Source organism: Cupriavidus sp. H18C2, from assembly GCF_049393795.1.
In the GTDB taxonomy this organism is placed as follows: Bacteria; Pseudomonadota; Gammaproteobacteria; order Burkholderiales; family Burkholderiaceae; genus Cupriavidus; species Cupriavidus pauculus_C.
In genome coordinates this window covers 699,092-722,294 of sequence record NZ_CP186010.1, presented here as the reverse complement: position 1 = coordinate 722,294, position 23,203 = coordinate 699,092, and the positions used below count along the sequence as shown (strand labels likewise).

General features: G+C 65.3%; 24 protein-coding genes. 11 read left to right on the top strand and 13 right to left on the bottom strand.

Translation table 11 applies throughout. The annotated features are described in order from the left end of the window. Positions 1 to 177: 177 nt before the first annotated feature. From EPAKOI_RS03370 to EPAKOI_RS03360, 3 genes are all read right to left on the bottom strand, one after another. Entirely contained in the window at positions 178 to 834 is a 657-nt protein-coding gene (locus EPAKOI_RS03370; protein ID WP_423192964.1) for a hypothetical protein, read from the bottom strand. Between the two features lie 71 nt (positions 835 to 905). Then, positions 906 to 1,661 carry an ATP-binding protein gene (locus tag EPAKOI_RS03365; RefSeq protein ID WP_423192963.1) on the bottom strand — a complete coding sequence of 252 codons (756 nt, stop codon included), beginning with the start codon at positions 1,659 to 1,661 and terminating at the stop codon, positions 906 to 908. Next, the gene (locus EPAKOI_RS03360) at positions 1,648 to 2,700 is read right to left on the bottom strand and encodes a DUF1376 domain-containing protein (RefSeq protein WP_423192962.1); all 1,053 of its coding nucleotides are present in this window, start codon (positions 2,698 to 2,700) and stop codon (positions 1,648 to 1,650) included. Before EPAKOI_RS03360 ends, EPAKOI_RS03365 begins: the two co-directional genes overlap by 14 nt. Between EPAKOI_RS03360 and EPAKOI_RS03355 the strand changes: the two genes are divergently transcribed. The 7 genes from EPAKOI_RS03355 to EPAKOI_RS03325 all read left to right on the top strand — a co-directional run bounded on the left by EPAKOI_RS03355 (position 2,699) and on the right by EPAKOI_RS03325 (position 5,535). Next, a complete protein-coding gene (locus EPAKOI_RS03355) occupies positions 2,699 to 3,013 on the top strand; it encodes a hypothetical protein (protein ID WP_423192961.1) in 315 nt (104 codons plus the stop codon). The two genes, EPAKOI_RS03360 and EPAKOI_RS03355, sit on opposite strands and share 2 nt — an antisense overlap. A gap of 173 nt (positions 3,014 to 3,186) precedes the next feature. Continuing rightward, positions 3,187 to 3,906: a S24 family peptidase gene (locus tag EPAKOI_RS03350; protein WP_423192960.1), complete on the top strand. Its 720-nt coding sequence runs from the start codon at positions 3,187 to 3,189 to the stop codon at positions 3,904 to 3,906. A gap of 201 nt (positions 3,907 to 4,107) precedes the next feature. Next, positions 4,108 to 4,494, top strand: a complete 387-nt coding sequence (locus EPAKOI_RS03345) for a hypothetical protein (protein WP_423192959.1) — start codon at positions 4,108 to 4,110, stop codon at positions 4,492 to 4,494. Continuing rightward, positions 4,491 to 4,739 carry a hypothetical protein gene (locus EPAKOI_RS03340; protein WP_423192958.1) on the top strand — a complete coding sequence of 83 codons (249 nt, stop codon included), beginning with the start codon at positions 4,491 to 4,493 and terminating at the stop codon, positions 4,737 to 4,739. The genes EPAKOI_RS03345 and EPAKOI_RS03340 overlap by 4 nt, the downstream gene beginning before the upstream one ends. Beyond that, entirely contained in the window at positions 4,732 to 5,061 is a 330-nt protein-coding gene (locus EPAKOI_RS03335; RefSeq protein WP_423192957.1) for a hypothetical protein, read from the top strand. The genes EPAKOI_RS03340 and EPAKOI_RS03335 overlap by 8 nt, the downstream gene beginning before the upstream one ends. Further along, complete coding sequence (locus tag EPAKOI_RS03330; RefSeq protein ID WP_423192956.1) at positions 5,058 to 5,342, top strand: hypothetical protein; 285 nt, start codon at positions 5,058 to 5,060, stop codon at positions 5,340 to 5,342. Before EPAKOI_RS03335 ends, EPAKOI_RS03330 begins: the two co-directional genes overlap by 4 nt. Further along, positions 5,335 to 5,535 carry a helix-turn-helix transcriptional regulator gene (locus tag EPAKOI_RS03325; protein WP_423192955.1) on the top strand — a complete coding sequence of 67 codons (201 nt, stop codon included), beginning with the start codon at positions 5,335 to 5,337 and terminating at the stop codon, positions 5,533 to 5,535. Before EPAKOI_RS03330 ends, EPAKOI_RS03325 begins: the two co-directional genes overlap by 8 nt. A gap of 22 nt (positions 5,536 to 5,557) precedes the next feature. Here the strand turns inward: EPAKOI_RS03325 and EPAKOI_RS03320 are convergent, their stop codons facing one another. The 4 genes from EPAKOI_RS03320 to EPAKOI_RS03305 all read right to left on the bottom strand — a co-directional run bounded on the left by EPAKOI_RS03320 (position 5,558) and on the right by EPAKOI_RS03305 (position 9,276). Then, the gene (locus tag EPAKOI_RS03320) at positions 5,558 to 6,688 is read right to left on the bottom strand and encodes a helix-turn-helix transcriptional regulator (RefSeq protein ID WP_423192954.1); all 1,131 of its coding nucleotides are present in this window, start codon (positions 6,686 to 6,688) and stop codon (positions 5,558 to 5,560) included. A 198-nt stretch (positions 6,689 to 6,886) separates the two neighbouring features. Then, positions 6,887 to 7,411, bottom strand: coding sequence for a hypothetical protein (locus EPAKOI_RS03315; protein WP_423192953.1), 525 nt, complete (start codon positions 7,409 to 7,411; stop codon positions 6,887 to 6,889). 198 nt (positions 7,412 to 7,609) lie between these two features. Beyond that, complete coding sequence (locus EPAKOI_RS03310; RefSeq protein WP_124682200.1) at positions 7,610 to 7,981, bottom strand: hypothetical protein; 372 nt, start codon at positions 7,979 to 7,981, stop codon at positions 7,610 to 7,612. Between the two features lie 101 nt (positions 7,982 to 8,082). After that, positions 8,083 to 9,276 carry a lytic polysaccharide monooxygenase gene (locus EPAKOI_RS03305; protein ID WP_313835582.1) on the bottom strand — a complete coding sequence of 398 codons (1,194 nt, stop codon included), beginning with the start codon at positions 9,274 to 9,276 and terminating at the stop codon, positions 8,083 to 8,085. A 205-nt stretch (positions 9,277 to 9,481) separates the two neighbouring features. Here EPAKOI_RS03305 and EPAKOI_RS03300 point away from each other — a divergent pair, with 205 nt between their 5' ends. Further along, positions 9,482 to 9,889: a hypothetical protein gene (locus tag EPAKOI_RS03300; RefSeq protein ID WP_124682202.1), complete on the top strand. Its 408-nt coding sequence runs from the start codon at positions 9,482 to 9,484 to the stop codon at positions 9,887 to 9,889. A 91-nt stretch (positions 9,890 to 9,980) separates the two neighbouring features. Here the strand turns inward: EPAKOI_RS03300 and EPAKOI_RS03295 are convergent, their stop codons facing one another. Beyond that, the gene (locus EPAKOI_RS03295) at positions 9,981 to 10,451 is read right to left on the bottom strand and encodes a DUF1854 domain-containing protein (protein ID WP_124682203.1); all 471 of its coding nucleotides are present in this window, start codon (positions 10,449 to 10,451) and stop codon (positions 9,981 to 9,983) included. Positions 10,452 to 10,473: 22 nt separating this feature from the next. After that, the gene (locus EPAKOI_RS03290) at positions 10,474 to 12,774 is read right to left on the bottom strand and encodes an ABC transporter ATP-binding protein (protein ID WP_313835579.1); all 2,301 of its coding nucleotides are present in this window, start codon (positions 12,772 to 12,774) and stop codon (positions 10,474 to 10,476) included. Positions 12,775 to 13,051: 277 nt separating this feature from the next. Between EPAKOI_RS03290 and cphA (EPAKOI_RS03285) the strand changes: the two genes are divergently transcribed. The 3 genes from cphA (EPAKOI_RS03285) to EPAKOI_RS03275 all read left to right on the top strand — a co-directional run bounded on the left by cphA (EPAKOI_RS03285) (position 13,052) and on the right by EPAKOI_RS03275 (position 18,975). Continuing rightward, positions 13,052 to 15,703, top strand: a complete 2,652-nt coding sequence (gene cphA / locus EPAKOI_RS03285; protein ID WP_124682205.1) for a cyanophycin synthetase — start codon at positions 13,052 to 13,054, stop codon at positions 15,701 to 15,703. A 33-nt stretch (positions 15,704 to 15,736) separates the two neighbouring features. Then, the gene (cphA, locus tag EPAKOI_RS03280) at positions 15,737 to 18,316 is read left to right on the top strand and encodes a cyanophycin synthetase (protein WP_423192952.1); all 2,580 of its coding nucleotides are present in this window, start codon (positions 15,737 to 15,739) and stop codon (positions 18,314 to 18,316) included. A gap of 176 nt (positions 18,317 to 18,492) precedes the next feature. After that, positions 18,493 to 18,975: an SRPBCC family protein gene (locus EPAKOI_RS03275; RefSeq protein ID WP_124682207.1), complete on the top strand. Its 483-nt coding sequence runs from the start codon at positions 18,493 to 18,495 to the stop codon at positions 18,973 to 18,975. Here the strand turns inward: EPAKOI_RS03275 and EPAKOI_RS03270 are convergent. The 4 genes from EPAKOI_RS03270 to EPAKOI_RS03255 all read right to left on the bottom strand — a co-directional run bounded on the left by EPAKOI_RS03270 (position 18,969) and on the right by EPAKOI_RS03255 (position 23,184). Further along, positions 18,969 to 19,628: an amino acid ABC transporter permease gene (locus EPAKOI_RS03270; RefSeq protein ID WP_124682208.1), complete on the bottom strand. Its 660-nt coding sequence runs from the start codon at positions 19,626 to 19,628 to the stop codon at positions 18,969 to 18,971. The two genes, EPAKOI_RS03275 and EPAKOI_RS03270, sit on opposite strands and share 7 nt — an antisense overlap. A gap of 246 nt (positions 19,629 to 19,874) precedes the next feature. Next, entirely contained in the window at positions 19,875 to 20,687 is an 813-nt protein-coding gene (locus EPAKOI_RS03265; protein ID WP_124682209.1) for a transporter substrate-binding domain-containing protein, read from the bottom strand. 204 nt (positions 20,688 to 20,891) lie between these two features. Next, entirely contained in the window at positions 20,892 to 21,800 is a 909-nt protein-coding gene (locus EPAKOI_RS03260; protein WP_124682210.1) for a glutamate/aspartate ABC transporter substrate-binding protein, read from the bottom strand. Positions 21,801 to 21,906: 106 nt separating this feature from the next. Then, positions 21,907 to 23,184 carry a D-amino acid dehydrogenase gene (locus tag EPAKOI_RS03255; RefSeq protein ID WP_423192951.1) on the bottom strand — a complete coding sequence of 426 codons (1,278 nt, stop codon included), beginning with the start codon at positions 23,182 to 23,184 and terminating at the stop codon, positions 21,907 to 21,909. Positions 23,185 to 23,203 lie beyond the last annotated feature (19 nt).

Genomic DNA, 23,203 nt, shown 5'->3' with positions numbered 1-23,203 from the left:
GCGTTGCGGTAGCGCCGTCGCTTCGCCTTCAGTCGCGCCGCCTGGGCGCGCCGATACGCTCGTCCCTTTTCCATCTCGATTCCTTTTCGTAGGCCGGATGTGCGAAAGCCCGCTCGCGGCGGGCTTTGGACGTGACTCTGCAATTTGGGAAAATTCTAGGGTCGCTGTCACACCCTGTCAAGCTGCACTTTCTTCCGGCTCGACCAGGCCGGTGCGCTCGAAGTACGGTGCCAACCTGCCGACTGCAACGCGCTCCAGCTCCGTCAGATGCGCCCGCACCTTCCGGTAAGCCCGCGCATAGGTCATGCGGCTTCCGCCAAACGCCGCCTCCATATCCCGGAAGCTAATGGCCAGCTTTTCGCCATCGGCATACACCCGGGCAGTCAGCATGTCGCGTGCCAGACCGCTGACCGTACACAGGGTAGCGGGCAGCCAGCTGGACAGGTGCTGTATGGACTCGACTCGCTCGCGCGAATAGAAGAACCGCTTTCCCCGCGACTCGCCCTCACGGATGTCCTCGAATTCGACCGGGATGAACCGGGCGCGCACCGCCCATTGCTCCGGGGCCGGAAGTTTGGAGTTCACCGCAGAGATCACCGCCGAGCACTGGGCGCGTACCTCGTCGCTGGACAAGCCGCTAAAGTTGACAGTGCTCTCGTTGGGCGTGCCGCGCAACTGGTTGAGCCATGCCGCCTGAACACCAGTCAGGTGATCCTGACTCTCCATCGCCTGGATCAGCGCCTTGCGAAACGGCGCCGGCTGCCGCGGCTCAAGAGTCGCGACCATGTAGGCCATCGCCAGCGCCTGCCGCGTATCCATGAAAACTGCTTCCATCACTCCCCCGTCCAAATAAATGCGATGGCGTGGCAATTGCTACAGCCATCGCTTCCGCTTGCGCGTTCCGCTCAACGTCGATAGCTTTGCCAGTCGAACAGCACCATCTTTCCGCCACCCTCCCGAAGTCGATCTATGACGCGCTCACCGAGGAACTGCACCAGCGAGTCCTTGGCAAGATTGCTCACCACAACAGTGGGTCGGAAATGTTCATAGCGGCCGTTGATGATCTCGAACAAGATCAGCTTCTCCGTGTCGCTACCGAACTGGACGCCGACCTCGTCGAGAATCAGTAGGTCAGGCGATACGAAGTCAGCGATGACCTCCGCTTCTGAGCGCTCAGCGTCGCGGCGATAGGTATCTTTCACTGCGCGCACCGCGGCCATGACAGACGTGTAGATCGCGGGGCGGTCACGGGCAAGGACCGCGTGCGCTATGCCAACGGCCAAGTGCGTTTTTCCAGTACCGACGCCGCCGCAGAGGATAAGGCTCGCACCGGACTCGAGCGCTTCGTCGAAGCCGTTCGCATACTCCGTGATTGCCGCAAGCGCGCGCTTCGCCGTATCGCACGTCGGTCGGTAGTTCGATAGCCGCCGATCGGCAAACCGCGGCGGCAGGTTCGCCACCTCGAGCAGCTTTGCTGCACGTGATGCCCGCCGAGCGAACTCACGCTCTGCGGCTTCGCGCTCGCGCTCGGTTCGTTCAACTTCCTCGGCTTGCAGCTGACATTGCTTGCAACCTGTCCAGATGCCGAACCGCAGCAGGCGTCGGGACTCGTATTCGCCGTGCTGTGCGCAGAGGGACGTCTTGGTCTCAGAAACTTCCATCGGCGCCAACCCCCGCGTGGTAGTCCTGGGATTCGAGGTTGCCGTGTCGGCTCGCCGGCTTTGCATGTTGCCCTTTCAGTTCGAAGAGCCCCGTGTAGCCGCGCTCGATGCTCTGGTCGATGACGGCGGTGGGGTCATGCCCGGCTTCGCGGAGTTTCGTCAACGTGCGCAGCGACAAGCTGCGAGCGTCCCCGGTCCACGCCTTTGCGCTCTTCCGCTTCCGGAAGGCTTCCCAACGTTCCCACGAATCCGGCGGCAGCCAAGGCGGCAAGCTCGCAAGTGCGGCCTTGGGATTGGCCTTCGCCTGCGCTCCCTTGAGCTCGGCGTCCGCGCATAGCCTTGCGGCTGGTTGCCGATCCCCCTCCCCTGCGCCAGCAGGGGGTAGGGGGTTAAGGTTTCTATCTCCTTCTCCTTCTCCTTCTCCTTCTCCTTCTCTATTGCGATCGCGCCCCGATTCTGGGGGCGATGCATTTGAAGATCGGGGGGCGATAGTTTTTTCGTCGGGGGGGGATTCGGGGGGCGACTCGCGTTGCGATCCCACCACGACATTGCGAACCTGCGTTTTGCGGAGGATTTCGGATTGGGGGTCGATCGCCTGAAGACGTCGCACGGCATCCACGATCTGCCCCTTAACGGCGTCGGTATCAACTTCTATGCCCCAGCGCTTGGCATTGCCAGACGCGCCAGCCAGGCTGCTCAGCAGCTTGCCGATCCAGCCTTCGAGCGCTTTCTCGGCGACGGTGGGGTGATACAGCCGGCCGTCAGCGCACGCCACCCAATTGCGCAGTACGTGAGCCTTGACCCTCTTCCAGGTCCTGCACTGCGAGAGATGGGCCAGCATGCGATCGTTGTTAGGCAGGCTGGCGGCAGGAACCTGATGCCAACTCTCCGCCCACAGGGCGAGCGCCGCGGCACGCTCGTCGCCCGTGCCGAGGATCCACGTTTCAGAGGTGAGCAGCCGCCTCACTTCAAGTGGCATGAATGGGTACTCGCGCAGGTCGCAGTCGACCGGCGTCAAGGGTTCAGGGAGTTCAGCCATGACCCACCTCATCGAGTGGGATACCCGCGGTGGCCGCAACGGCGCGCACAAGCGTCTCTGCGTCACCGGCGGACATGCCGAACTGCTGCACTGCCATTTCGACAAAAGCGTGAAGGGAGGGCGGAGAACCATGCAGATTGCAGTCAGCCGGTGTCAAAGCGCTCTGGGCGGACAACGATGGGGATGCATTGCCCCATATATCCGGCCGAAGTTCGGAGAGCGTGAATGGCCCGCCAACGTCAATCAGCCGCCGACACAAAGCAGGACCAGGCAATCGCTCGCCGCGCGAGCACAGATACAGATAGTTGCTTGACGTACCTGCCGCCCGTGCGAGCGCCTCGCGGTCCGCAGGTTTGGTCGTTTTGAAGTAGGTTCTTAGGTCCATGCGTGCAATCTATAGCATTTTGCCTAATCTTTCAATCATAACGATTGATATGAGGTATCTGCTACACTTCATCAAAATGATTGCAACGAGAAGCCTAAGTCATGCAAACCATCAACGAGATCCGCAAAGAAAACCTCCGCCTTCTGATGACGGCTCACGCCCTTAACGCGTCTGGCATCGCACGCTGGCTCGAAGTCACCCCGCAGTCCGTCAGTCAAGTACTCACCGGCACAAGGAACATCGGCGATCGCCTCGCCAGGAAGATCGAAAAACAGTTCGGTAAGGCGGAGGGGTGGCTGGATCGCGAGCACAGTCTCTACGGAGATGCCCCTGAGCTTCTAATTGCCAGTAAGCCAAGATCTGAGCCGAACGAGCCAGCGCAGAGTGTGCCCCCGGAATTCCTGCTGATACCGCAACTGAGCCTTACACCGGGGAAAGGCGAGTTGCAGCAGCCTTGGCACGTGGATGAAAGCGCCCCTAGAGAAGCTATACGAAGGTCATGGGCTGAGCGGCGCGGCTTGCTTCGCACCAGTTTGGCCAGCTTCACGGCTGAGGGAAGCGGAATGTTTCCACGGATTGCAGATGGAGACACACTGGTCGTAGACCTGCAGGACACGCAAGTCTCAAGCGGAAAGATCTATGCGCTAATGATCGGTGACGAACTCACCGTGAAACGGCTATTTCATATCCCAGGAGGAGGCCTGCGAGTCGCCGCCGATCACACTGACAAGACGCGATTCCCAGACTGGGATCTCACCGCCGAACAGACTGCAGCTGTCCAGATTGTGGGCAGAGTGGCAATCGTGATCGGGATAGTTTGAAAGCATTTTGCTTGACTACTGCTGAGCGAGGAATTACAGTCAAAACGCTTTCAATCGTGTGCCACCGCTGAGGCTCGCAGCCTTTCGCTGAAACGCACGTTCAGAAAAGCAAAAGGGCCACATCAGTTGCACCTGATGCGGCCCTCGGAGCGCCGACGTTGCACCGCCGGCATCTCAAACTCTCAGCACTGGACTTGCAACATGCTAAAAGACACTTCCCCTACGGAAGTGGTGGGCACCCCCACCGCTCAAACTGTAGCAAAGCAACACTCCAATTTCAATGATCGCCGCAATAGCGACACCATTGGAAACGCCCCCCGTCCTGCAGGCGACAACGATGTCCTCGAGCATTGCGCCGGCCGTCTGTCCTGCGCGCACGAGCTCGCAGAGCGGCTCCGACCGATCCTGCTTGCCATCGAGCGCCTGGCTGACACGGACCACACGATCGCCGGACTAGCGAGCATTGGTAGCGAAACGCTCGAAGCTCTAGTAGCTGACATCTGCGGCACTCGCGATGACCTCAATGAGCAGGTCCGCATCGCTCAGCGCAGCGCCTTCTGCGACTTCGTCGAGCGGAGCACGTCATGATCGAGTGCAACGTAGTCCCGACCGACATCGGCGCAATCGGCGGGAAGATCAACACCGTCTCGTGCATGCTCGGCATCCTTCTGTGGGCCGCAGAGAAGTGCGAAAACTCCCACGATTTTGAGCAGTTCCACTGCCTTGCCCTTGATCTCGGTCCGCGCATTGGAGCCACGCTCGATCGAGCTGTTAAGGAAGCCGGACTCTCGCATACCGGTCTATTCGACACGACGGAGGTCCACCATGACTGAGCTCTCGACAACCTACAGCTTCTTCTCGGACGAAGCTTTCGAGACTGTCAGCAGCGGCAGACTTGCTCCCGTCTATGTCTCGGAGATGATGAAGGCACTGGACACCGTGCGTAGTGTGGCGGCCGGCACGGCGCTCGTTCTGCGCATGGGCATCAACATCGATGTAGCGAGCGGCAGCGACGAAGCGCCGGCACTAAACAGATGCGACATCAGCATCCTGAAGACCCTTTGCCTGGTCACCCAGGAAATGATCGAGGAACGAGCCATGAAGTTGATCGATGACATCAACCTTGCTGCGTCGAAACCGGAGGCATCGCGATGAAATGGGTATCAGAGGTGATGTTCTACGGCGTCAGCGCTGCGTTTGAAGGCGGCACCACTGAAGTGAGGACCGTCTTCGCATCGGAGAAGCCGGCTTCAGTGGCCAGCACGAAGGCCGCACAACTTCATGCACTGCTGACGCGCTGCCACGGCGAAGGATTCGATTCCTTCAATCGCAGCGACGACAGCATCAAGGAAAGCCTAATGTGGCTTGCGTCGGATCTCGCCAACCAGGTGCGCACGCTGTGCGAATTGGCCACGGAGGTGTCAAACCATGACTGATCAACCACGCCGTCTCATCAAGCTGCCGGAGGTGTGCTCGGCTGTCGCTCTCCGACCGACGGCGATCTACCAACGCATCAAAGACGGCACCTTCCCGGCGCCCATTAAACTCGGCCGGACGAGTGGATGGATCGAGGCCGAGGTCCAGGAATGGATCTCCGCGCAGATTGCAGCATCGCGCGACGCGACGTAGCCTACTGATCGGCTGAACCAGCTCACGGCGAGCGCAATGCCGTCTGCGCCGTGAGCCATGCATTTATGTCTTCCTCAAGCCAGGCCACTCGGCCAGGCATCAGATCAAAAGGCTTCGGGAAATTTCCCTTGGCGATCAAGGCGTAGATGGTGGACTGCGAAAGTGACACCTTCTCGACGACCTGCTTGATCTTGATCGCTTTCGGGCCCGGGGCGCGGCTGACAGCCTTACTGACTTGCAAGCCACGCACCATGCCGACAGCACGGGCCGACAGCGCCATGTCGAGACCAAGTTGTTGCAATCGCCTGGTCACGGGGTTTAAGCCGTCAGCAACAGCCCGGGCCCACTCGGCCCACGCTGTCAGGGCTGCATGATCGGCACCCCCATCCCCAGCGGATATCACCACCGACTCGACGTAGGCACGGATGTCGACTGCCTCACGCCATGCTGCCGCTTCCCTGTACAGATCTTCCAGGAACGCATCGTCAACCGCTCGCGTACGTTGCCCCTCCGCCTCCGACCGCAGTCGTTCAGACTCGACACCCTTTGTCGCGGCAACCTTCTCTGCTCGCGTGGCCCGCGTTTTCTCTGCATTGATTTCGCGCTGCTCTGCATCGGCCAACGTGGCGTCGATCTTCTCAACCAAGCTCGGTAGCAGTTCCTCCACCTGCGCCTCCTCGGTGTCCTTCACAAGATGAAAGCCACCATAGCTATTGGCGACAGAAACCTTAAGCCGCCCCGTGGCCGCCCAGCCTTTCGGTGCGTACTGTGGCCAAATCGGCGAACGCGCCGCCTGCTCGGATATCTGCAGTCCTAGGACCCGCCCAGCACGAGCCACAACCGTGGCCTTGCCCTCAACACGTACCTGAATCCGTTGTTTGCCGAGTAGCCGTATAAGGGTGTCCAGAAGTTTGAGCGCTCGCTCTCGCGCCGCAGTACTGACAGCGACGTCCGCCACCCCGCGACCAGGGCGGATGATTCCGCCGTTGCGAATGAAGTCTCGTGGGTAGTCCCATATTAACTGCACTACTGGCTCTCCGCGGCTTGCACGCTCTTGCCGGTCAATCACATCTTGTCGATAGACGGCAATCTGCTTGTCGAGCTGCTGCAGCGCTCGACGCGTCTTCCCGACCAACGGATGTTCGCTTGACATGGAGTACCTCCGCCTTTAGACCTGGGCCCCGAGGTGATTGGCTGCTCGGCTCCGCCCTTGAAAGCAAAGTGTGCTCCACGGGACGAAAGCAGCGGCGCTCGGCGCGACTGTGAGCTCGGTGAAACGCAGATTGCGACCAGACTCGTCGCATAGCTAAAATGGGTGGATAGCAGTGGAATTCGTAAAGCGAGCGAGCGGTCAGGTGGATTCTCCGGCAGTCAGTTGTATCTGTTCCGCGGTCACGCTTGATGCCCATTGGCGAAGCGACGCCGGAGCCAGCGCGCCAGCCACGAGCGCCCGCCACTCGGATATGACTTTTCTCCAGAGAGCTTCTTCCTCCGGCAGCCCGGCAACCATCCGGTCAACTTCCGACAGATAGTGCTCTCGGCCTTCCTCGATCAACTCGTCGACTGTGTTTCTGGCGACAGTGCGAAGGTGTTCGGCGAAGGTCTCCCACCAGGCATGGTCTGCGCGCTTCTCCAGTTCGGGCCCAAAGTGAGCCACCACGGTCAGGACCTTGGAGGCCGGTATGCTGGGATCGATGTCCCCGCCGCTCAGCAGCCAGTTTGTGATCTCGGTGGGCCTGGGAATGCCCGAATTACCCGGCATCCCCGCATAGACCTTCAACGGCACGAGAGTGGCCAACAAGACGTGTGAAACATCCTGCGGGAGCCCGGAAATCCAATTGGCGAGCAAGGAAGCTGGGGAAAGCGAAGGGGACATATGAACTCCTTGGCGGGCTGGCAAACGAACGTAGGGGTACATTTGGGGGTATCAATCTGCCAATGGACATTAAATTCATTGCTGATGAAGGCTCCGGCGTCTAAACAAAGGTTGACGCCGGCTCCACCAAACACACGCTGAACAAACGGGCCCTTGCGGCCCGTTTTTCTTTGGTCGATGCGCGGCCGGCGGCGCCGGTCAGTGCACCGCCGCGCCGTCCATCGGCATGCTCTGCAGCCGGGCGGCGTAGTAGCGGTCTACCGGCAGGCTCACGCCCAGGTGGCCGTACAGGTGCCGCGCGTTGTCGACCGAGCCGATCATGCCCGGCATCCACAGCCGCTGCAGGCGCGCGTGCGGCTCGCCCGAGTGGGTGGCAAATGCATCAACGCCGTATTCCTGGATTGCCTTGAACAGCACCAGGCCCACCAGGTACATGTCGCCCGTATCGAGGGCGATTTCCGCCTGCGCGGTCCAGCGCGCGGCGCGATCTTCGATTTTGTCCGCTTCGGCAAAGCGTTCCGTCATGGTCGGCATGAACGCATCGCCGGGCGGGAGAAAGGTAAAGCTCATCAGACGGCTCCTGACCCCGTGTCTGAACAATGACGGCATTTTTCGCCGAAAACTGTAGAAATCGGAACCGATCCCTGCAGCTTCCGGCGAAAAAACAACACTTAGCGAATCACACGCCACAATGCCGGCGTCACGGCAGGGCTCCATCCTGCACCGCGCCACGCCGTATGGCGTTGCAGGCAGACGTAGCGCCGGCCCTGATAGGTCACGGCCTGACCGATTTCATAGGTTGGGCCTTCGCGCCACGTGTCCAGCGCGCGGCCGTCGACCTGGCCCGTGGCCGCCTGTCCGCCACCGCCCGACCGGCCGCTGGCGCTGGGCGCTTCCTTGTCGATCTCGAAGCGGTAACCCGGGTAGGACTTGCCCAGATACACACGGTTCGCCGTGGCCGACTGCAGCGGCACGATGTTCGAGACCCCGTTGCGCGCCTGCAGTTCGCCGATGCGGAAGATCTGCGACTCCGCGTTCACCTTCTGGGCTAGCTGATAGGCCCAGGTGCGTGCCCGGGCATTGCTCGCGGTGATGGTGAGCACATGCTTGCCAGCGTCGCGGCCGGCGCTGTCGAGCGCGCGGAACGTCAACTTGGTACCGGCCACGAGGTCGCCCATCGCGGCCAGCGGGCCTTGGTCTTCCCAGCCGATCTCGCGCACCGGCAGGCCGTCGCCCGGGAACCGCACGTCGGCACAGGCGTAGAACGCTTCCGGGCTGTCGCTACGCTGCCAGATGCTGTAGATCACGTGGCTGCCTTTCTTGCCCTTGGGGAGCTGCACGTTCATCCGGTAGCGGCCGCCCTCCTCGGTGGCCTGCGCGCCGGTGACCGTCGCAAATTCCTCAAGATCCTGCCAGCGCAGCGGCACGCCCGGGTCCCAGTCGTCGCGGGTGATGTAGTACTTGAAGTACTGGGTGGCGTGGCGGGCCGTGGCGCGCCAGACGAACGTGTAGTCGCCGGACGCCGTCGGGACGATGGACGTCTGCGGCCAGTCCAGCCGGGCGAGGTCCAGCCCGCGGAAGCTGGCCGATCCGCCCGAGCACAGCTCGCCATCGGCGACGAATGCCTTGTGGTTGCCGGCGGCGCTGCCCTGCCGGACGCCGTTCCAGTCGTAGAACTGCTGCGCGCCGCCCACGGCCCGGGCGGCCTGGCAGGCGCCGGACTTGGGCTGTTCGGCGCCTTCGCTGTAGCAGGTCAGCACGCGGCTGGCCGGGAGTTCCATCGTGCCGTGCGCGAATGCGGTCAGCGGCGTGGCCATCGCGGCGGCTGTCGCCAGCCCCGCCAATACGGCTCTGTTGAATTGCATGGTGTTTTCCTTGGTTCTGCGGGTCGGGATGCCGTGCAGAAGACGGCCGCGCGATTTGAACCGCTCGCCCATGCGCGAGGAATCGGATTTTTCTGAAACCGCCCGGTGCCATGCGGGCGGTCAATCCGATGACAATCCGAATCCATCGCGGCGTGCTGGTGACTGGGCGCTACAATAGGCCCGTCGTTCTCACCTTCCCGCCTTCATGTCCGAACACCCCCGCTTCACCGTCAACCGGTCCATGGTCATGCTGCTGCCCGAGCAGCCGTTCCTGGACTGGATCCAGGCCGTGGATCCCGAACCCGTGCCGACGCTGACGCTCGACGACGTGCGGGACGATGCCAGCGTCTTCCTGCTGCCCGACGAGGTGGCCGACACGTCCGAGAACGCCCTGCGCTGGGTCGAGAAGCGCTGGCAGTACTTCTTCGAATTCATGCTCGGCGAGTGGTTCGACGACTCGGTGTGGCCCGAGACCCTGACGCTCGACATGTTCCGCGAATGGTTCACCATCCGCTTCCATTCGATGGTCTGGGACATGGCGCCCGAATCGTCGATCGAGTACGAGGACTGGGACGGCGAGGACGACGACGACGCCCCGTCCGTCCTGCACTGAGCGCCCGCACGCTCCAGAAAAAACGGCACGCCCAGGCGTGCCGTTTTCGTTGGCCAGGCTGCCCTGGCTGATGCGGTCGTCCGACCGGCGGTCAGAGAAACCGGTCCAGGATCTTGCGGCTGGGCTTGTCCAGCGCAAGCTGGTCGCGGATCAGGTAGTGGATGCCGTGGCTGTCCGAGATCAGCAGGCAGGTACCGGTGAGCCGGCGGATGTCCTCCTCGCCGCGCAACACGAGGTCGGTCTGGCCGCGGTCCGTCTGCACGGTCCACGTGCTCGGCGTCGCATAGGTCGACACGCCCAGAATCTTCTGAATCTCGGGCATGAACTCGCGCGATGCCAGTTCTTCCTCGATCAGCTGGCGCGTCGGGCCCGGCAAGGCGTCGAGCCGGGGAATCCAGGCCAGTTCGTGGCCGTCGGTGCTCATCATGCCGACGCCGTCGTCGGCCGCCGAGATCGGGAAGGCGCGCACCGGCACCACGCCCTCGTGCGGCGTGCCATCGGCCGTGGTCAGCACCAGCTTGCCGAGGCGGTTGCGGGTCAGGGTGAAATCGGGCGTCTGCATAGCCGTTTGCTCAAATGATCGATTACTGGGCACTGACCGGCTCCGCCGTCTCGGCGCGCTCGCCCGTGCCGGGCTCGTCCGCTTCCGCGTCGACGTTGCGCGCCTGCGCCTGATACAGCTTGTAGTAGGCGCCTTCACGCGCCAGCAGTTCGTCGTGGCTGCCCACTTCGACGATCTGGCCGCGGTCCATCACCACCAGCCGGTCGGCCTTGCGCAGCGTGGACAGCCGGTGCGCGATGGCAATCGTGGTGCGGCCCTGTACGAGGTTGTCCAGCGCCTTCTGGATTTCCTTCTCCGTGGTGGTGTCCACCGACGACGTCGCCTCGTCCATGATCAGGATGCGCGGGTCGATCAGCAGCGCCCGGGCGATCGAGATACGCTGGCGCTCGCCGCCGGACAGCGCCTGGCCGCGTTCGCCGACCAGCGAGTCATAGCCATGCGGCAGCCGCAGGATGAATTCATGGGCATGCGCCGCGCGGGCCGCCGCGATGATTTCCTCGCGCGTGGCGTCCGGCTTGCCGTAGGCGATGTTGTCCGCGATGGTGCCGAAGAACAGGAACGGCTCCTGCAGCACCAGCCCGATATTGCGACGGAACTCGGACACCGGCAGCGAGCGGATATCAACGCCGTCCACCCGGATCGCCCCCTCGGAAACGTCGTAGAAGCGGCAGATCAGGTTGACCAGCGTGCTCTTGCCCGATCCGCTGTGGCCCACCAGCCCGATCATCTCGCCGGGCGCAATTGTCAGGTCCAGGCCGCGAATCACGGCGCGGTTGCCATAGCGGAAGCCAAGGTCGCGCATTTCGATGGCGCCTCGTACATTCTCCAGATGCACGGGCTTCTGCGGCTCGGGCACGCTGGACACATGGTCGAGGATGTCGAAGATCCGCTTGGCGCCGGCCGCCGCCTTCTGCGTGACCGACACGATGCGGCTCATCGAGTCCAGCCGCGTGTAGAAGCGGCTGATATAGGTCAGGAACGCCACCAGCACGCCCACCGTGATCGCATTGTGGCTGACCTGCCAGATACCGAAAATCCACACCACCAGCAGGCCCACCTCGGTCAGCAGCGTGACGGTGGGCGTGAACAGCGACCACACCGCGTTGACACGGTCGTTGATGGCCAGATTGTGGCGATTGGCCTCGCGGAACCGCACGACCTCGCGCTTTTCCTGCGCGAACGCCTTGACGACGCGGATGCCCGGGATGGTGTCGGCCAGCACGTTGGTGATTTCGGACCAGATGCGGTCGATCTTCTCGAAGCCGTGGCGCAGGCGGTCGCGCACCAGATGGATCATCCACGCGATGAACGGCAGCGGCACCAGGGTGACCAGCGCCAGCCACGGGTTGATGGAGATCAGGATGATGGATGTCATCGCAATCATCAGCACGTCGGTGGCGAAATCGAGCAGGTGCAACGACAGGAACACGCTGATGCGGTCGCTCTCGGAGCCGATCCGCGCCATCAGGTCGCCCGTGCGCTTGCCGCCGAAGTATTCGAGCGACAGCTTCAGCAGGTGCTCGTAGGTGGTGGTGCGCAGGTCGGCGCTGATGCGCTCGGACACGCGCGCCAGCAGGTAGGTGCGGGCCCACCCCAGCGCCCAGGCCACCAGCGAGGCGCCGAGCAGGCCGGCCAGGTACAGCTTGACGAGGTCGTAGTCGATCGGCAGGCCGTTCTGATAAGGGATCAGAACCTTGTCCATCAGCGGCATGGTCAGGTACGGCGGCACCAGCGTGGCGGCCGTGCCCAGCAACAGCAGCATGAAGCCGCCGGCCAGTTGCCAGCGGTACGGGCGGGCAAAGCGCCACAGCCGCAGCAGCGCCCACGTCGACGGCGGGGTCTCCAGCTCGCGGCTGCATTGCGGGCACTGTTCCTCGCCCGGCGGAATCGGCGCCTTGCAGGTGGGACAGACATCGGCATCGGGCACGGCGGCATGGCCCGTGGCGAGCGTGTCGCGGCGCGCGTCGAACTGGTCGGCCAGCCGCAATGCGTCGGGATTGTAACCAAGCGTGTAGCGCCAGCTTGCCAGCCGGATCGGGCCGTCGGCCAGCTCCAGCGTGCCCACGCCGGCGTGGTCGCCATGGGTCAGGGTCAGGCCGGGGCCGATTTCCCAGCTTCGCAGGTCTTTTTCACCCGGGGCGCGAGAGATCAGACGGCGATCCGTCACAACCAGCCACCCTTGGGTAAAATGCAGCCTTGCGTCCAGGTCCAGCATCAGCCCGGCCAGGACGGTTTCCCCGGGCAGCAGGCCGGCGCCGAGTTCGGCAGCCCAGGGACCATGCGGGCCGGGGTGGGTGGAAGCAGACGGGGAGGACTGGGTCATTGTTGGCGCAAAAAGCGATAAAAGCGCGTCCGCAAGCCCAAAAATGGATCAAATACGGACATAACTTGAAACAATTTAAGCGGTCAGCCAGGCTGGCGGCCCGCAATTTTGCCCGCAAGTATACATAACGCAAACAAGCGGGCGTCTTGGTGCGCTGCACAATGCGTTACCAGTCTCAAAAGGGATAACCGAGGGTCAACCCTGAGGCTACAGTAACGTTATTGAAAGGTTAGGCTTCCATTTCTCGGGCACTCGCCCACTGCCTCAAGCAAATGCAATGAAAAAGAAGGACATTGAAATTTTCGATGTCATGTCGCTGCGCGGCCCGAATATGTGGACATATCGGCCGGTGCTGGAGGCATGGGTCGACATCGGCGAACTGGAGGACTTTCCGTCCAACAAGATTCCCGGTTTCTACGAACGCCTGTCGGCCTGGCTGCCCACGCTGATCGAGCACCGCTGCAGCCCTGGCGTGCGCGGCGGCTTCCTGATGCGGCTGAAGGAAGGCACCTGGCCGGGCCACATCCTGGAACACGTCACGCTCGAACTGCAAAACCTGGCCGGCATGCCCGGCGGGTTCGGCAAGGCGCGCGAGACCCCGGTACGCGGCGTCTACAAGGTCATTGTGCGGGCCTGGCATGAAGAGGTCACGCGCGCGGCGCTGTTCACCGCGCGCGACCTGGTCATGGCCGCCATCGAGGACCGGCCGTTCGACGTCCCCGCGGCCGTGGACCACCTGCGCCGCCTGGTCGACGAACACTGCCTGGGCCCCAGCACGGCCTGCATCGTCGACGCCGCCGACGACCGCGACATCCCGTCGATCCGCCTGTCCGACGGCAACCTGGTGCAGCTTGGCTACGGCGCGCGCCAGCGCCGCATCTGGACGGCCGAGACCGACCGCACGAGCGCCATCGCCGAATCGATCTCGCGCGACAAGGACCTGACCAAGACGCTGCTGGAATCGTGCGGCGTGCCGGTGCCGGAAGGCCGCATGGTCGAAAGCCCCGAGGACGCCTGGGACGCCGCCGAAAGCATCGGCGTGCCCGTGGTGGTCAAGCCCTACGACGGCAACCACGGCCGCGGCGTATTCACGAACCTGATGACGCGCGAGGAAGTGGAAACCGCCTACGGCGTGGCCATCGAGGAAGGCAACGGCGTGATCGTCGAGCGCTTCGTGCCCGGCAACGAGCACCGCCTGCTGATCGTCGGCGGCCGCATGGTCGCCTGCGCGATGGGCGAGACCGCGTCGGTCGTGGGTGACGGCCGCCAGACCATCGACGAGCTGATCGAATCGCAGATCAACTCCGATCCGCGCCGTGGCAGTACCGAGGACCACCCGCTGAACCGCGTGCGGCTGGATTCGGCCGCGCGGCTGGAACTGAAGCGCCAGGGCTATGCCGATGGCAGCGCCGTGCCGCCCGAGGGCCGCACCGTGCTGATCCAGCGCAATGGCAACGTGGCATTCGACGTGACCGACCGCGTGCACCCCAGCGTGGCCGCGCATGCGGCGCTGGCCGCCCGCATCGTCGGGCTGGACATCGCCGGCGTGGACCTGGTGGCCGAGGACATCTCGCGTCCGCTGGCCGACCAGCGCGGCGCCATCGTCGAGGTCAACGCCGGCCCCGGCCTGCTGATGCACATCAAGCCCGCCGACGGCGAGCCGCGCCCCGTGGGCCGCGCCATCGTCGACCACCTGTTCCCGTCGCGCAACGGCGTGGACGATGACGGCCGCATCCCCGTGGTGGGCATCACCGGCACCAACGGCAAGACCGTGGTGGCCAAGCTCGTGGCGCGGCTGCTGCAGCTATCGGGCAAGCACACCGGCCTGGCCTGCAGCGACGGCCTGTTCCTGGACCGCCGCCAGGTGGAGAAAGGCGACCTGGGCGAGCGCGCGAGCTGGGAAGCCGGTCATCGCATCCTGATGAACCGCGCGGTGGAAGCCGCGGTGTTCGAGAACGACAGCGGCATGATCCTGTCGCAGGGCCTGCCCTACGACCGCTGCCAGGTGGGCGTGGTGACCAACTTCGGCCAGCCCGACCACCTGGGCGACTACTACGTCGAGGACGCGGACCGCATGTACAGCGTGCTGCGTACCCAGGTGGACGTGGTGCTGAAGACCGGCGCCGCCGTGCTGAACGCCGCCGACGCGCGCCTGGTCGAGATGGCCGAGCTGTGCGATGGCGACGTGATCTTCTTCGGCCTGTCCGCCGACCTGCCCGCCATCGTCGCCCATCGCGCCGCCGGCAAGCGCGCCGTGTTCGTGCGCGAAGGCAAGGTGGTCATGGCCACCGGCGGCAGCGAGACCGCGCTGACCGACGTGTCGGCCATTCCGCTGACCTACGCCGGCCGCGTCGCGTTCCAGATCGACAACGTGCTGGCCGCCGTGGCCACGGGCTGGGCGCTCGGCATCTCCAACGACCTCATCCGCGCCGGCATCGTCACGTTCGACGTGGGCCAGGTGGACGTGCCGGGCCGCTTCACGATGTTCGAGCGCCAGGGCGCCATGGTGATCGTCGACGACGCCCACAACGCCCCGGCGCTGGAAGCACTGGCCGCCGCGCTGGACCGCTTTCCGGCCGAGCGCCGCATGCTGGTGTTCGGCGCCGGCGTGCAGCGCCGCGACGAGGACCTGGTGCAGCAGGGCAAGGTCATCGGCAAGTCGTTCGATCGTGTGTTCCTGTGCGAGGACCATAGCGTGCGCCGCGACCTGCCCGACGCCGAGGCCCGCGCGCTGGTCAAGAAGGGCCTCTACGAAGGCCGCCGCGTGACCAAGATCATCGACGAAGGCGCGCGCCGCGCCGCGGTGGAAGCCGCGCTGTCGCAGCTTGTGGCGGGCGACCTGCTGGTCCTGCAGTGCGACGAGGGCTCCCCGGAGTCCACCGTCGAGCAGGTGCACCAGTGGATGGGCCGCAGCGGACGCCGCGCCTGATCCCGGCCCGAAGAATAACGGACAAACGATTCTATGGAAGTCTCTCGTATCCGGGCTCTGCGTGGCCCGAATCTCTGGTGCCGGCATACCGCCATCGAAGCCATCGTGGCCTGTTCGGACCAATCGCACCTGCTGGCCGAACTGCCCGGCTTCGAGGATCGCCTGCGGGCGCGCTTTCCGGCCATTCCGCCGATGCGCCCCGACGACGAAGCCGGCTCGCCCTCGATGGCCCACGCGCTGGAAGCCGCCGCGCTGGGCCTGCAGGCCGCCGCCGGCTGCCCGGTAACGTTCAGCCACGCCGCGCCGACGCTGGAACCGGGCACCTACCAGGTGGTGGTGCAGTACAGCGAGGAAGAAGTGGGCCGGCTGGCCTTCGAGCTGGCCGAGCAGCTTTGCCTGGCCGCGCGCGACGACAAGCCGTTCGACCTGGACGATGCGCTGCACCGCCTGCGCGAGCTGGACGAGGACGTGCGCCTGGGCCCCAGCACCGGCTCTATCGTCTACGCCGCCGTGGCGCGCGGCATCCCGTACCGGCGCCTGACGCAGGGCTCGATGGTCCAGTTTGGCTGGGGCAGCAAGCAGCGCCGCATCCAGGCCGCCGAGACCGACATGACCAGCGCGGTCTCGGAATCGATCGCGCAGGACAAGGAACTGACCAAGAGCCTGCTGCACGCGGCCGGCGTGCCGGTGCCACTGGGCCGGTCGGTGACCAGCGCAGAGGAAGCCTGGGCCGCCGCGCAGGAAATCAACGGCCCGGTGGTGGTCAAGCCGCGCGACGGCAACCAGGGCAAGGGCGTGGCGGTGCGCATCCGCACCCGAGAGGAAGTGATGACGGCCTATGAAGTGGCGGCCGACATCTCGTCGGACGTGCTGGTCGAGCGCTACATCCCCGGCCACGACTTCCGGCTGCTGGTCGTCGGCAAGCACCTGGTGGCCGCGGCCCGCCGCGACCCGCCGCAGGTGATTGGCGATGGTACGCACACGGTGCGCCAGCTCGTGGAGGAAGTGAACCGCGACCCGCGCCGGGGCGAGGGCCATGCCACGTCGCTGACCAAGATCCGCTTCGACGACATCGCGCTGGCCACGCTGGCCAAGCAGGGCCTGTCCGCCGACGCCGTGCCGGCCAAGGGCGTGCGCGTGGTGCTGCGGAACAACGCCAACCTGTCGACGGGCGGCAGCGCCACCGACGTGACCGACGACGTCCACCCGGACATCGCCGCGCGCGCCGTGGCGGCGGCCCAGATGGTGGGGCTGGACATCTGCGGCGTGGACGCCGTGTGCGAGACGATGCTCAAGCCGTTCGAGGAACAGGCCGGCGGCATCGTCGAGGTGAACGCCGCGCCGGGGCTGCGCATGCACCTGCAGCCGTCGTACGGCAAGGGCCGCGCCGTGGGCGAGGCCATCATCTCGACCATGTTTGCCGATGGCGACGATGGCCGCATCCCCGTGGTGGCCGTCTCGGGCACCAACGGCAAGACCACGACCGTGCGGCTGATCACCCATATCCTGGCCTCCAACGGCCTGCGCATGGGCATGACCGGCACCGACGGCGTGTACATCCAGGGCCAGCGCATCGACACCGGCGACTGCAGCGGCCCGCGCAGCGCCCGCAACGTGCTGCTGCATCCCGACGTGGACGCCGCCGTGTTCGAGACGGCCCGTGGCGGCCTGCTGCGCGAGGGCCTGGCCTTCGACCGCTGCGACGTGGCCGTGGTGACCAACGTGGGCGAAGGCGACCACCTGGGCCTGTCGTTCATCAGCACCGTCGAGGACCTGGCCGTGCTGAAGAGCGTGATCGTCCAGAACGTGGCGCCGCACGGCATGGCCGTGCTGAACGCCGCCGACCCGATGGTCGCCCGCATGGCCGACGCCTGCCCGGGGTCAGTCACGTTCTTCGCCCATGACGCCGGCCTGCCGACGATGGCGCTGCACCGCGCCCAGGGCAAGCGCGTGGTGTTCGTGGAAGGCGCCGAGATCGTGGCCACCGAAGGCGAGACCAGCGTGCGGTTTGCGCTGGCCGACATTCCGCTCACGCGCAATGGCTCGATCGGCTTCCAGGTGGAAAACGCGATGTCGTCGATCGCCGCCGCCTGGGCACTGGGCATCGACTGGAACGTGATCCGCCGCGCGCTGGCCACGTTCGTGAGCGACGCCGCCACGGCGCCGGGCCGCTTCAACGTGTTCGACTACAAGGGCGCCACGCTGATTGCCGACTACGGCCACAACCCCGACGCGATCCAGGCGCTGTGCAACGCCGTGCAGACCATGCGCTCGAACAAGCGCGTGGTGGTGATCAGCGGCGCCGGCGACCGCCGCGACGAGGACATCCGCAAGCAGACGCAGATCCTGGGCGGCGTGTTCGACGAGGTCGTGCTGTACCAGGACCAGTGCCAGCGCGGCCGCGAGGACGGCGAAGTGCTGGCGCTGCTGCGCGAGGGGCTGGTGGGCGCGCAACGCACCCGCCACACCGAGGAAATCCGCGGCGAGTACCTGGCCATCGACACGGCCCTGTCCCGCCTGCAGCCCGGCGACCTGTGCCTGATCCTGATCGACCAGGTGGAAGACGCGCTGGACCACATCGCCAGGCGCATCGCGGAAACGTCGCAGGCCTGAGGACGTTCGCTACCTCTGGTCTACGCCCCTCTCCCGCCCGCGGGAGAGGGGCCGTGGAAGCGCGCCAGCGCACCAAATCGCGCGCCAAACCCCGCATCCCCCCGGTATCACCCCCTCCCCCACACCCCCCGCCAAGCGCATAATAGGCGCCACCTTCCACGCAGGGAGACGCCTCCATGACCACCCCGCAGACCATCGTCGTCACCTATATCGCCGCCACGCCGGAACAGGTCTGGCAGGCGCTGACCGATCCGGCCCAGAGCGTGCGCTACTTCTTTGGGCGCCGCGTGGAATCGGACTGGCAGCCGGGCAGCCCGTTCGTGCTGCGGATGGAGGACGGCAAGGTGGATTCGCAGGGCGTGGTGCTGGCCGCCGAGCCGCCCTACCGGCTGTCGGTGACGTGGCGTGTGGAATGGCTGGAGGCGTTCCGCCAGCTACCCGAGGTCGTGGTCACATGGCAGGTCGACGCGCTGGGCGACGAGGCGGTGCGGCTGACGGTCAGCGAGCTGCATCAGGAGCCCGTGGACGCGCAGATCCTGCAAGGCGGCCGCAACGGCTGGCCGCTGATCCTGGCCGGGCTCAAGACGCTGCTCGAAACGGGCCGCCCGCTCAACGTCGAGGCGCCCAAGCCGCCGCCCGCGCCCCAGCCCGCTCAGTGACGCGACGGCAGCGACAGGCGCCGCTCCATCACGTGCTGCACGGCCGATAGCGCCGTGCTCAGGATCCAGTAGATCGCGGCGGCCGCCAGGTACAGCGGCAGCGGCTGGTAGGTCGCGGCGATGATTTCCTGCGAGGTCCGCAGCAGTTCCGTCACCGTGATCACCGACACCAGCGACGTGTCCTTGATCAGGCTGATCAGGCTGTTCGACAGGCTCGGCACCGCCAGCCGCAGCGCCTGCGGACCCACCACGAGGCGCAGCGTCTGCACGGGCGTCATCCCCAGGCTGTAGGCGGCCAGCCACTGGCCGCGCGCCACGCCCAGGATGGCGCCGCGCATGCTTTCCGACAGATACGCCCCCACGTTGAGGCTCAGCGTCAGCACGCCGGCCGGCGTGGGCTCCAGCGCGATGCCGATGCCCGGCAGCCCGTAGTAGACGACGAAGATCTGCACCAGCAGCGGCGTGCCACGCATGATGCTGACGTACACCCAGGCAATCCCTTTCAGAATCCTCTGATGGCCAATGCCCATCAGCGCGACCACCATACCGATCGGGAGACCGAACGCCATCGACAGCACGGCAAACTTCAGCGTGAGCAGCGTGCCCTGCAGCAAGACGGGCAGCGAATCGATGACGAGTTGGAGCGCGGACATGGGGCGGTTCGAATTCGACTGGGCGTGGAATGCCGCGATCATACGTGATCGGGAGCGCGGGCGGCGACGCGGAGATAGCGCGGGGACGGGCGCAGGAAGGGGGTGATGGGCAGGCTGTGGGAAAAACATTGGCCGGGACGCGCCCGGCCATCGGGCCAGACGCGGCCGGACGACGGTCCGGCGGCCCTGGCCAGGGAGGAAACGACGCGCCAGACGCCCCAGAGGCGCCGGACGCGCTTGAGCGTGTTACTTGGCCGGCTTGGTCACGTCCGAGCCGAACCACTTGTTCGACAGCTTGGCCAGCGTGCCGTCGCGGCGCAGGTCGTCCAGCGCCTTGTCGATCGCGGCGGCGAACTTGGGGTTGTCCTTGCGGAACGGGATGGCGACCTCGCTGTTGGCGCCCGGCAGCACCGCGCCCGGGCGCAGCGGCAGGTTGGCCTGCTTGATCAGGTAGTTGACCATCAGGCGGTCGTTCAGCGCCGCGTCCACGCGCTGGGCGGCCAGGTCGCGCAGGTACTCGGGGGCACCCGGGTAGGTCTTGACGTCGATGCCGGGCACCGACTTGGCGAGGTCGTTGTAGTTGCTGCCCAGGCTGACGCCGAGCTTGTGGCCCTTCAGCGCGTCCAGCGACGCGAATTCGCGCTTGTCGTCCTTGCGCTGGATAAGCTGGGCGGCCGAGTAGACGTACGGCGTCGAGAAGTCCAGCACCTGCTTGCGCTGCGGGGTGACCGACACCTGGTTGACGATGATGTCGAACTTGCCGGCCTGCAGCCCGGCGATGATCGCGCTCCATTCGGTGGTCACGAACTCGGGCTTCACGCCGAGCTTGCCGGCCACGGCGCGGGCCACGTCGACGTCAAAGCCGTCCAGCTCGTTGTTGGCGCCGCGATAGCCGAACGGCGGGTAGGTTCCTTCGAGCCCGACCTTGAGCACGCCGGCCTGCTTGACAGTGTCCAGCAGGTCAGCGGCATGGGCGGCCGTGGCGGCCATGCCGGTGGCGCCGGCCACCAGTGCGGTAGCCAGCAGGGACTTGAACCAACCCGATCGAATCGTTCGCATATCTTCTCCAGTGGAATGCGGTGGCGTTGCCGGTGCCCCTTTTGAGGGATTGCCGGCGGCTCTAGGAGCCTATAACGGGCTCAAAGGTACCGCAAATACTATCGAGGGCGAAATAACGATTGGATATGGTTATATAACTGGTTCTGCACTGCAGCCGCCGCCCGCTGGCAGGCGGAGGACGGCCGCAGGCTCAGGGACAGCGGCTTACTGGAACGCCTTGTCGTTCGGCTCGGCGAACAGTTGCTTCATTTCCGGCGACAGCGCGTAGTTCATGTTGATATTGCGCGGCGGAATCGGCTGCAGGAACCACTTGGTGTACAGCTTCTCGGCCCGGCCGCTCTTCTGGATGTCGGCCACCACGCCGTCCACGAGTTGCTTGAACGACGGATCGTCCTTGCGGAACATGCAGGCATAGTTCTCGGTCTGCAGCGGCGTGCCCGCCACCACCCAGTCGCCGGCGTTCTTGGCCTTGGTGCGCTCGCCGTACAGCAGCGGCTCGTCCATCACGAACGCGGCGGCGCGGCCCGATTCCAGGATCAGGAACGCCTGGCCATGGTCCTTGGCGCTGGTCAGGTTCATGTTCCAGCCCTCGCCGTTCATCTTCACCAGCAGGCGCTCGCCGGTGGTGCCGGCCGTGGTGACCACGTTCTTGCCTTTGAGCTGCGGGAAGTCCGTCACGCCCGAGTCCTTCTTGGTTAGCATGCGGATGCCGTAGATGAACAGGCTGTTGGAGAACGCCACCTGCTTCTGGCGCTCGGTGTTGTTGGTGGTGCTGCCGCACTCGATGTCGAGCGTGCCGTTCTGCATCAGCGGGATGCGGTTCTGCGACGTGATCGGCGTCATCTTGACCTGCAGGTTCGGCATGTTCAGCGTCGACTTCACCTTGTCGACGATGGCCAGCAGGTAGTCGTGGGAATAGCCCATGACCTGGTTGCCGTCCGAGTACGAGAACGGGATCGACGATTCGCGGTAGCCCAGCGAAATCACGCCGCTGTCCTTGATCTTCTTGAGCGTGTCGCCATCGGCGGCGTGGGCGCCGGCGGCCGCGCCAGCCAGCAGGGCTGCGGCGGCCAGGCGATGGAGGGGGGTTGAACGGACAGACAGTGACTTCATGGTTCGCTCCTTCAAGGGGCTTGGTTTAATAGATATTGATATCGAGGCAATCTCACTACCCAACGTACTGCGCACTTCCAGCACAACCCGTATTGCGCCGGCCCGGTCAGGCCGACACTGCACTGAAATCTTCCGTCCCGATGGCCGGCGTGCGGCCCGCCAGCCGGTCGGCCAGCAGGCCCGCGCTGCCCATGGCCAACGTGAACCCCAGCGCGCCGTGGCCCAGGTTCAGCCAGAGCCCCGGCAGCCGCGACGGGCCGATCATCGGCAGCCCGGTCGGCGTGGCGGGGCGCAGGCCGGCCCAGGGCTGCAGCGCGTCCAGACCGGCGCCGTTCGTCACGTTGCCGAACACGGCCCGCGTCTGCGTGACCAGCGTCTGGGCGCGCTCGCGGTCCACCACGGCCCCGCCGCGCACGATGTCGGCCATGCCCGCCACGCGCAGCGTGTTGCCGATGCGGGCGTAGACGATCTTGTTCGCGAAGTCCGTCACGCTGATGTGCGGCGCCCGCGCCCCGTCGGCAATCGGCACCGTGATGCTGTAGCCCTTGAGCGGCCACAGCATCGGCCGGATGCCGGCGGGCCGCAGCAACGGCACGCTGCCGATGCCGCCGGAGACGATCACCACGTCGGCCGCGACATCGCCCTGGTCGGTGCGCAGGCCGGTCACGCGCTCGCCCTGCCGCCTCAGCGCCGTCACCCGAGTGCCGAACCGCAGCGTCACGGCCCGGTTGCCTTGCAACAGGTGGGCCAGCGACACGCAGAAGCGATGGCAATCGCCCACTTCCTCGCTTGGCGTGTAGATCGCGCCGGCGATGTCGTCGCGGATGCCGGCCAGCGCCGGCTCCAGCGCCACCGTCGCGTCGCGGTCCAGCGCCTGCTGCTCGCAGCCCAGGCTCGCCTGGTAGTCCAGCAAGCGGCATGCCGAGTCGTAGGCCGCCGCGTCGCGGTGCACCACCAGCTTGCCGCGCCGCGCGAAATCAAAGCCGCCGCCCTCCTCGCGCGCCTCGGGGCGGTTCATGAAAGCCTGCATCAGGTCCCGCGAATAGAACGCCAGCCGCAGCAGCTTGCGCGTGGTGGCTTCGCTCGTCGTGGCATTGCACGCCAGCATGAACGCCATCAGCCAGCGCCACTGCCCGGCGTCCATCGACGGGCGGAAGCGCATCGGCGAGTCGCGGTCCAGCAGCCAGCCCGGCACCTTCGACAGCACACCCGGCCCGGCCAGCGGCGCCACGTAGCTGTAGCTGAGCTGCCCGCCGTTGGCGAAACTGGTTTCCTCCCCCGGGCCGTCGTGACGCTCCACCACCGTCACCTCATGGCCGTCGTTGGCCAACCGCCACGCGGTAGTCATGCCGACCACGCCGGCGCCCACGATCGCTACCCGCATCTGACTTGCCTTGCCTTCC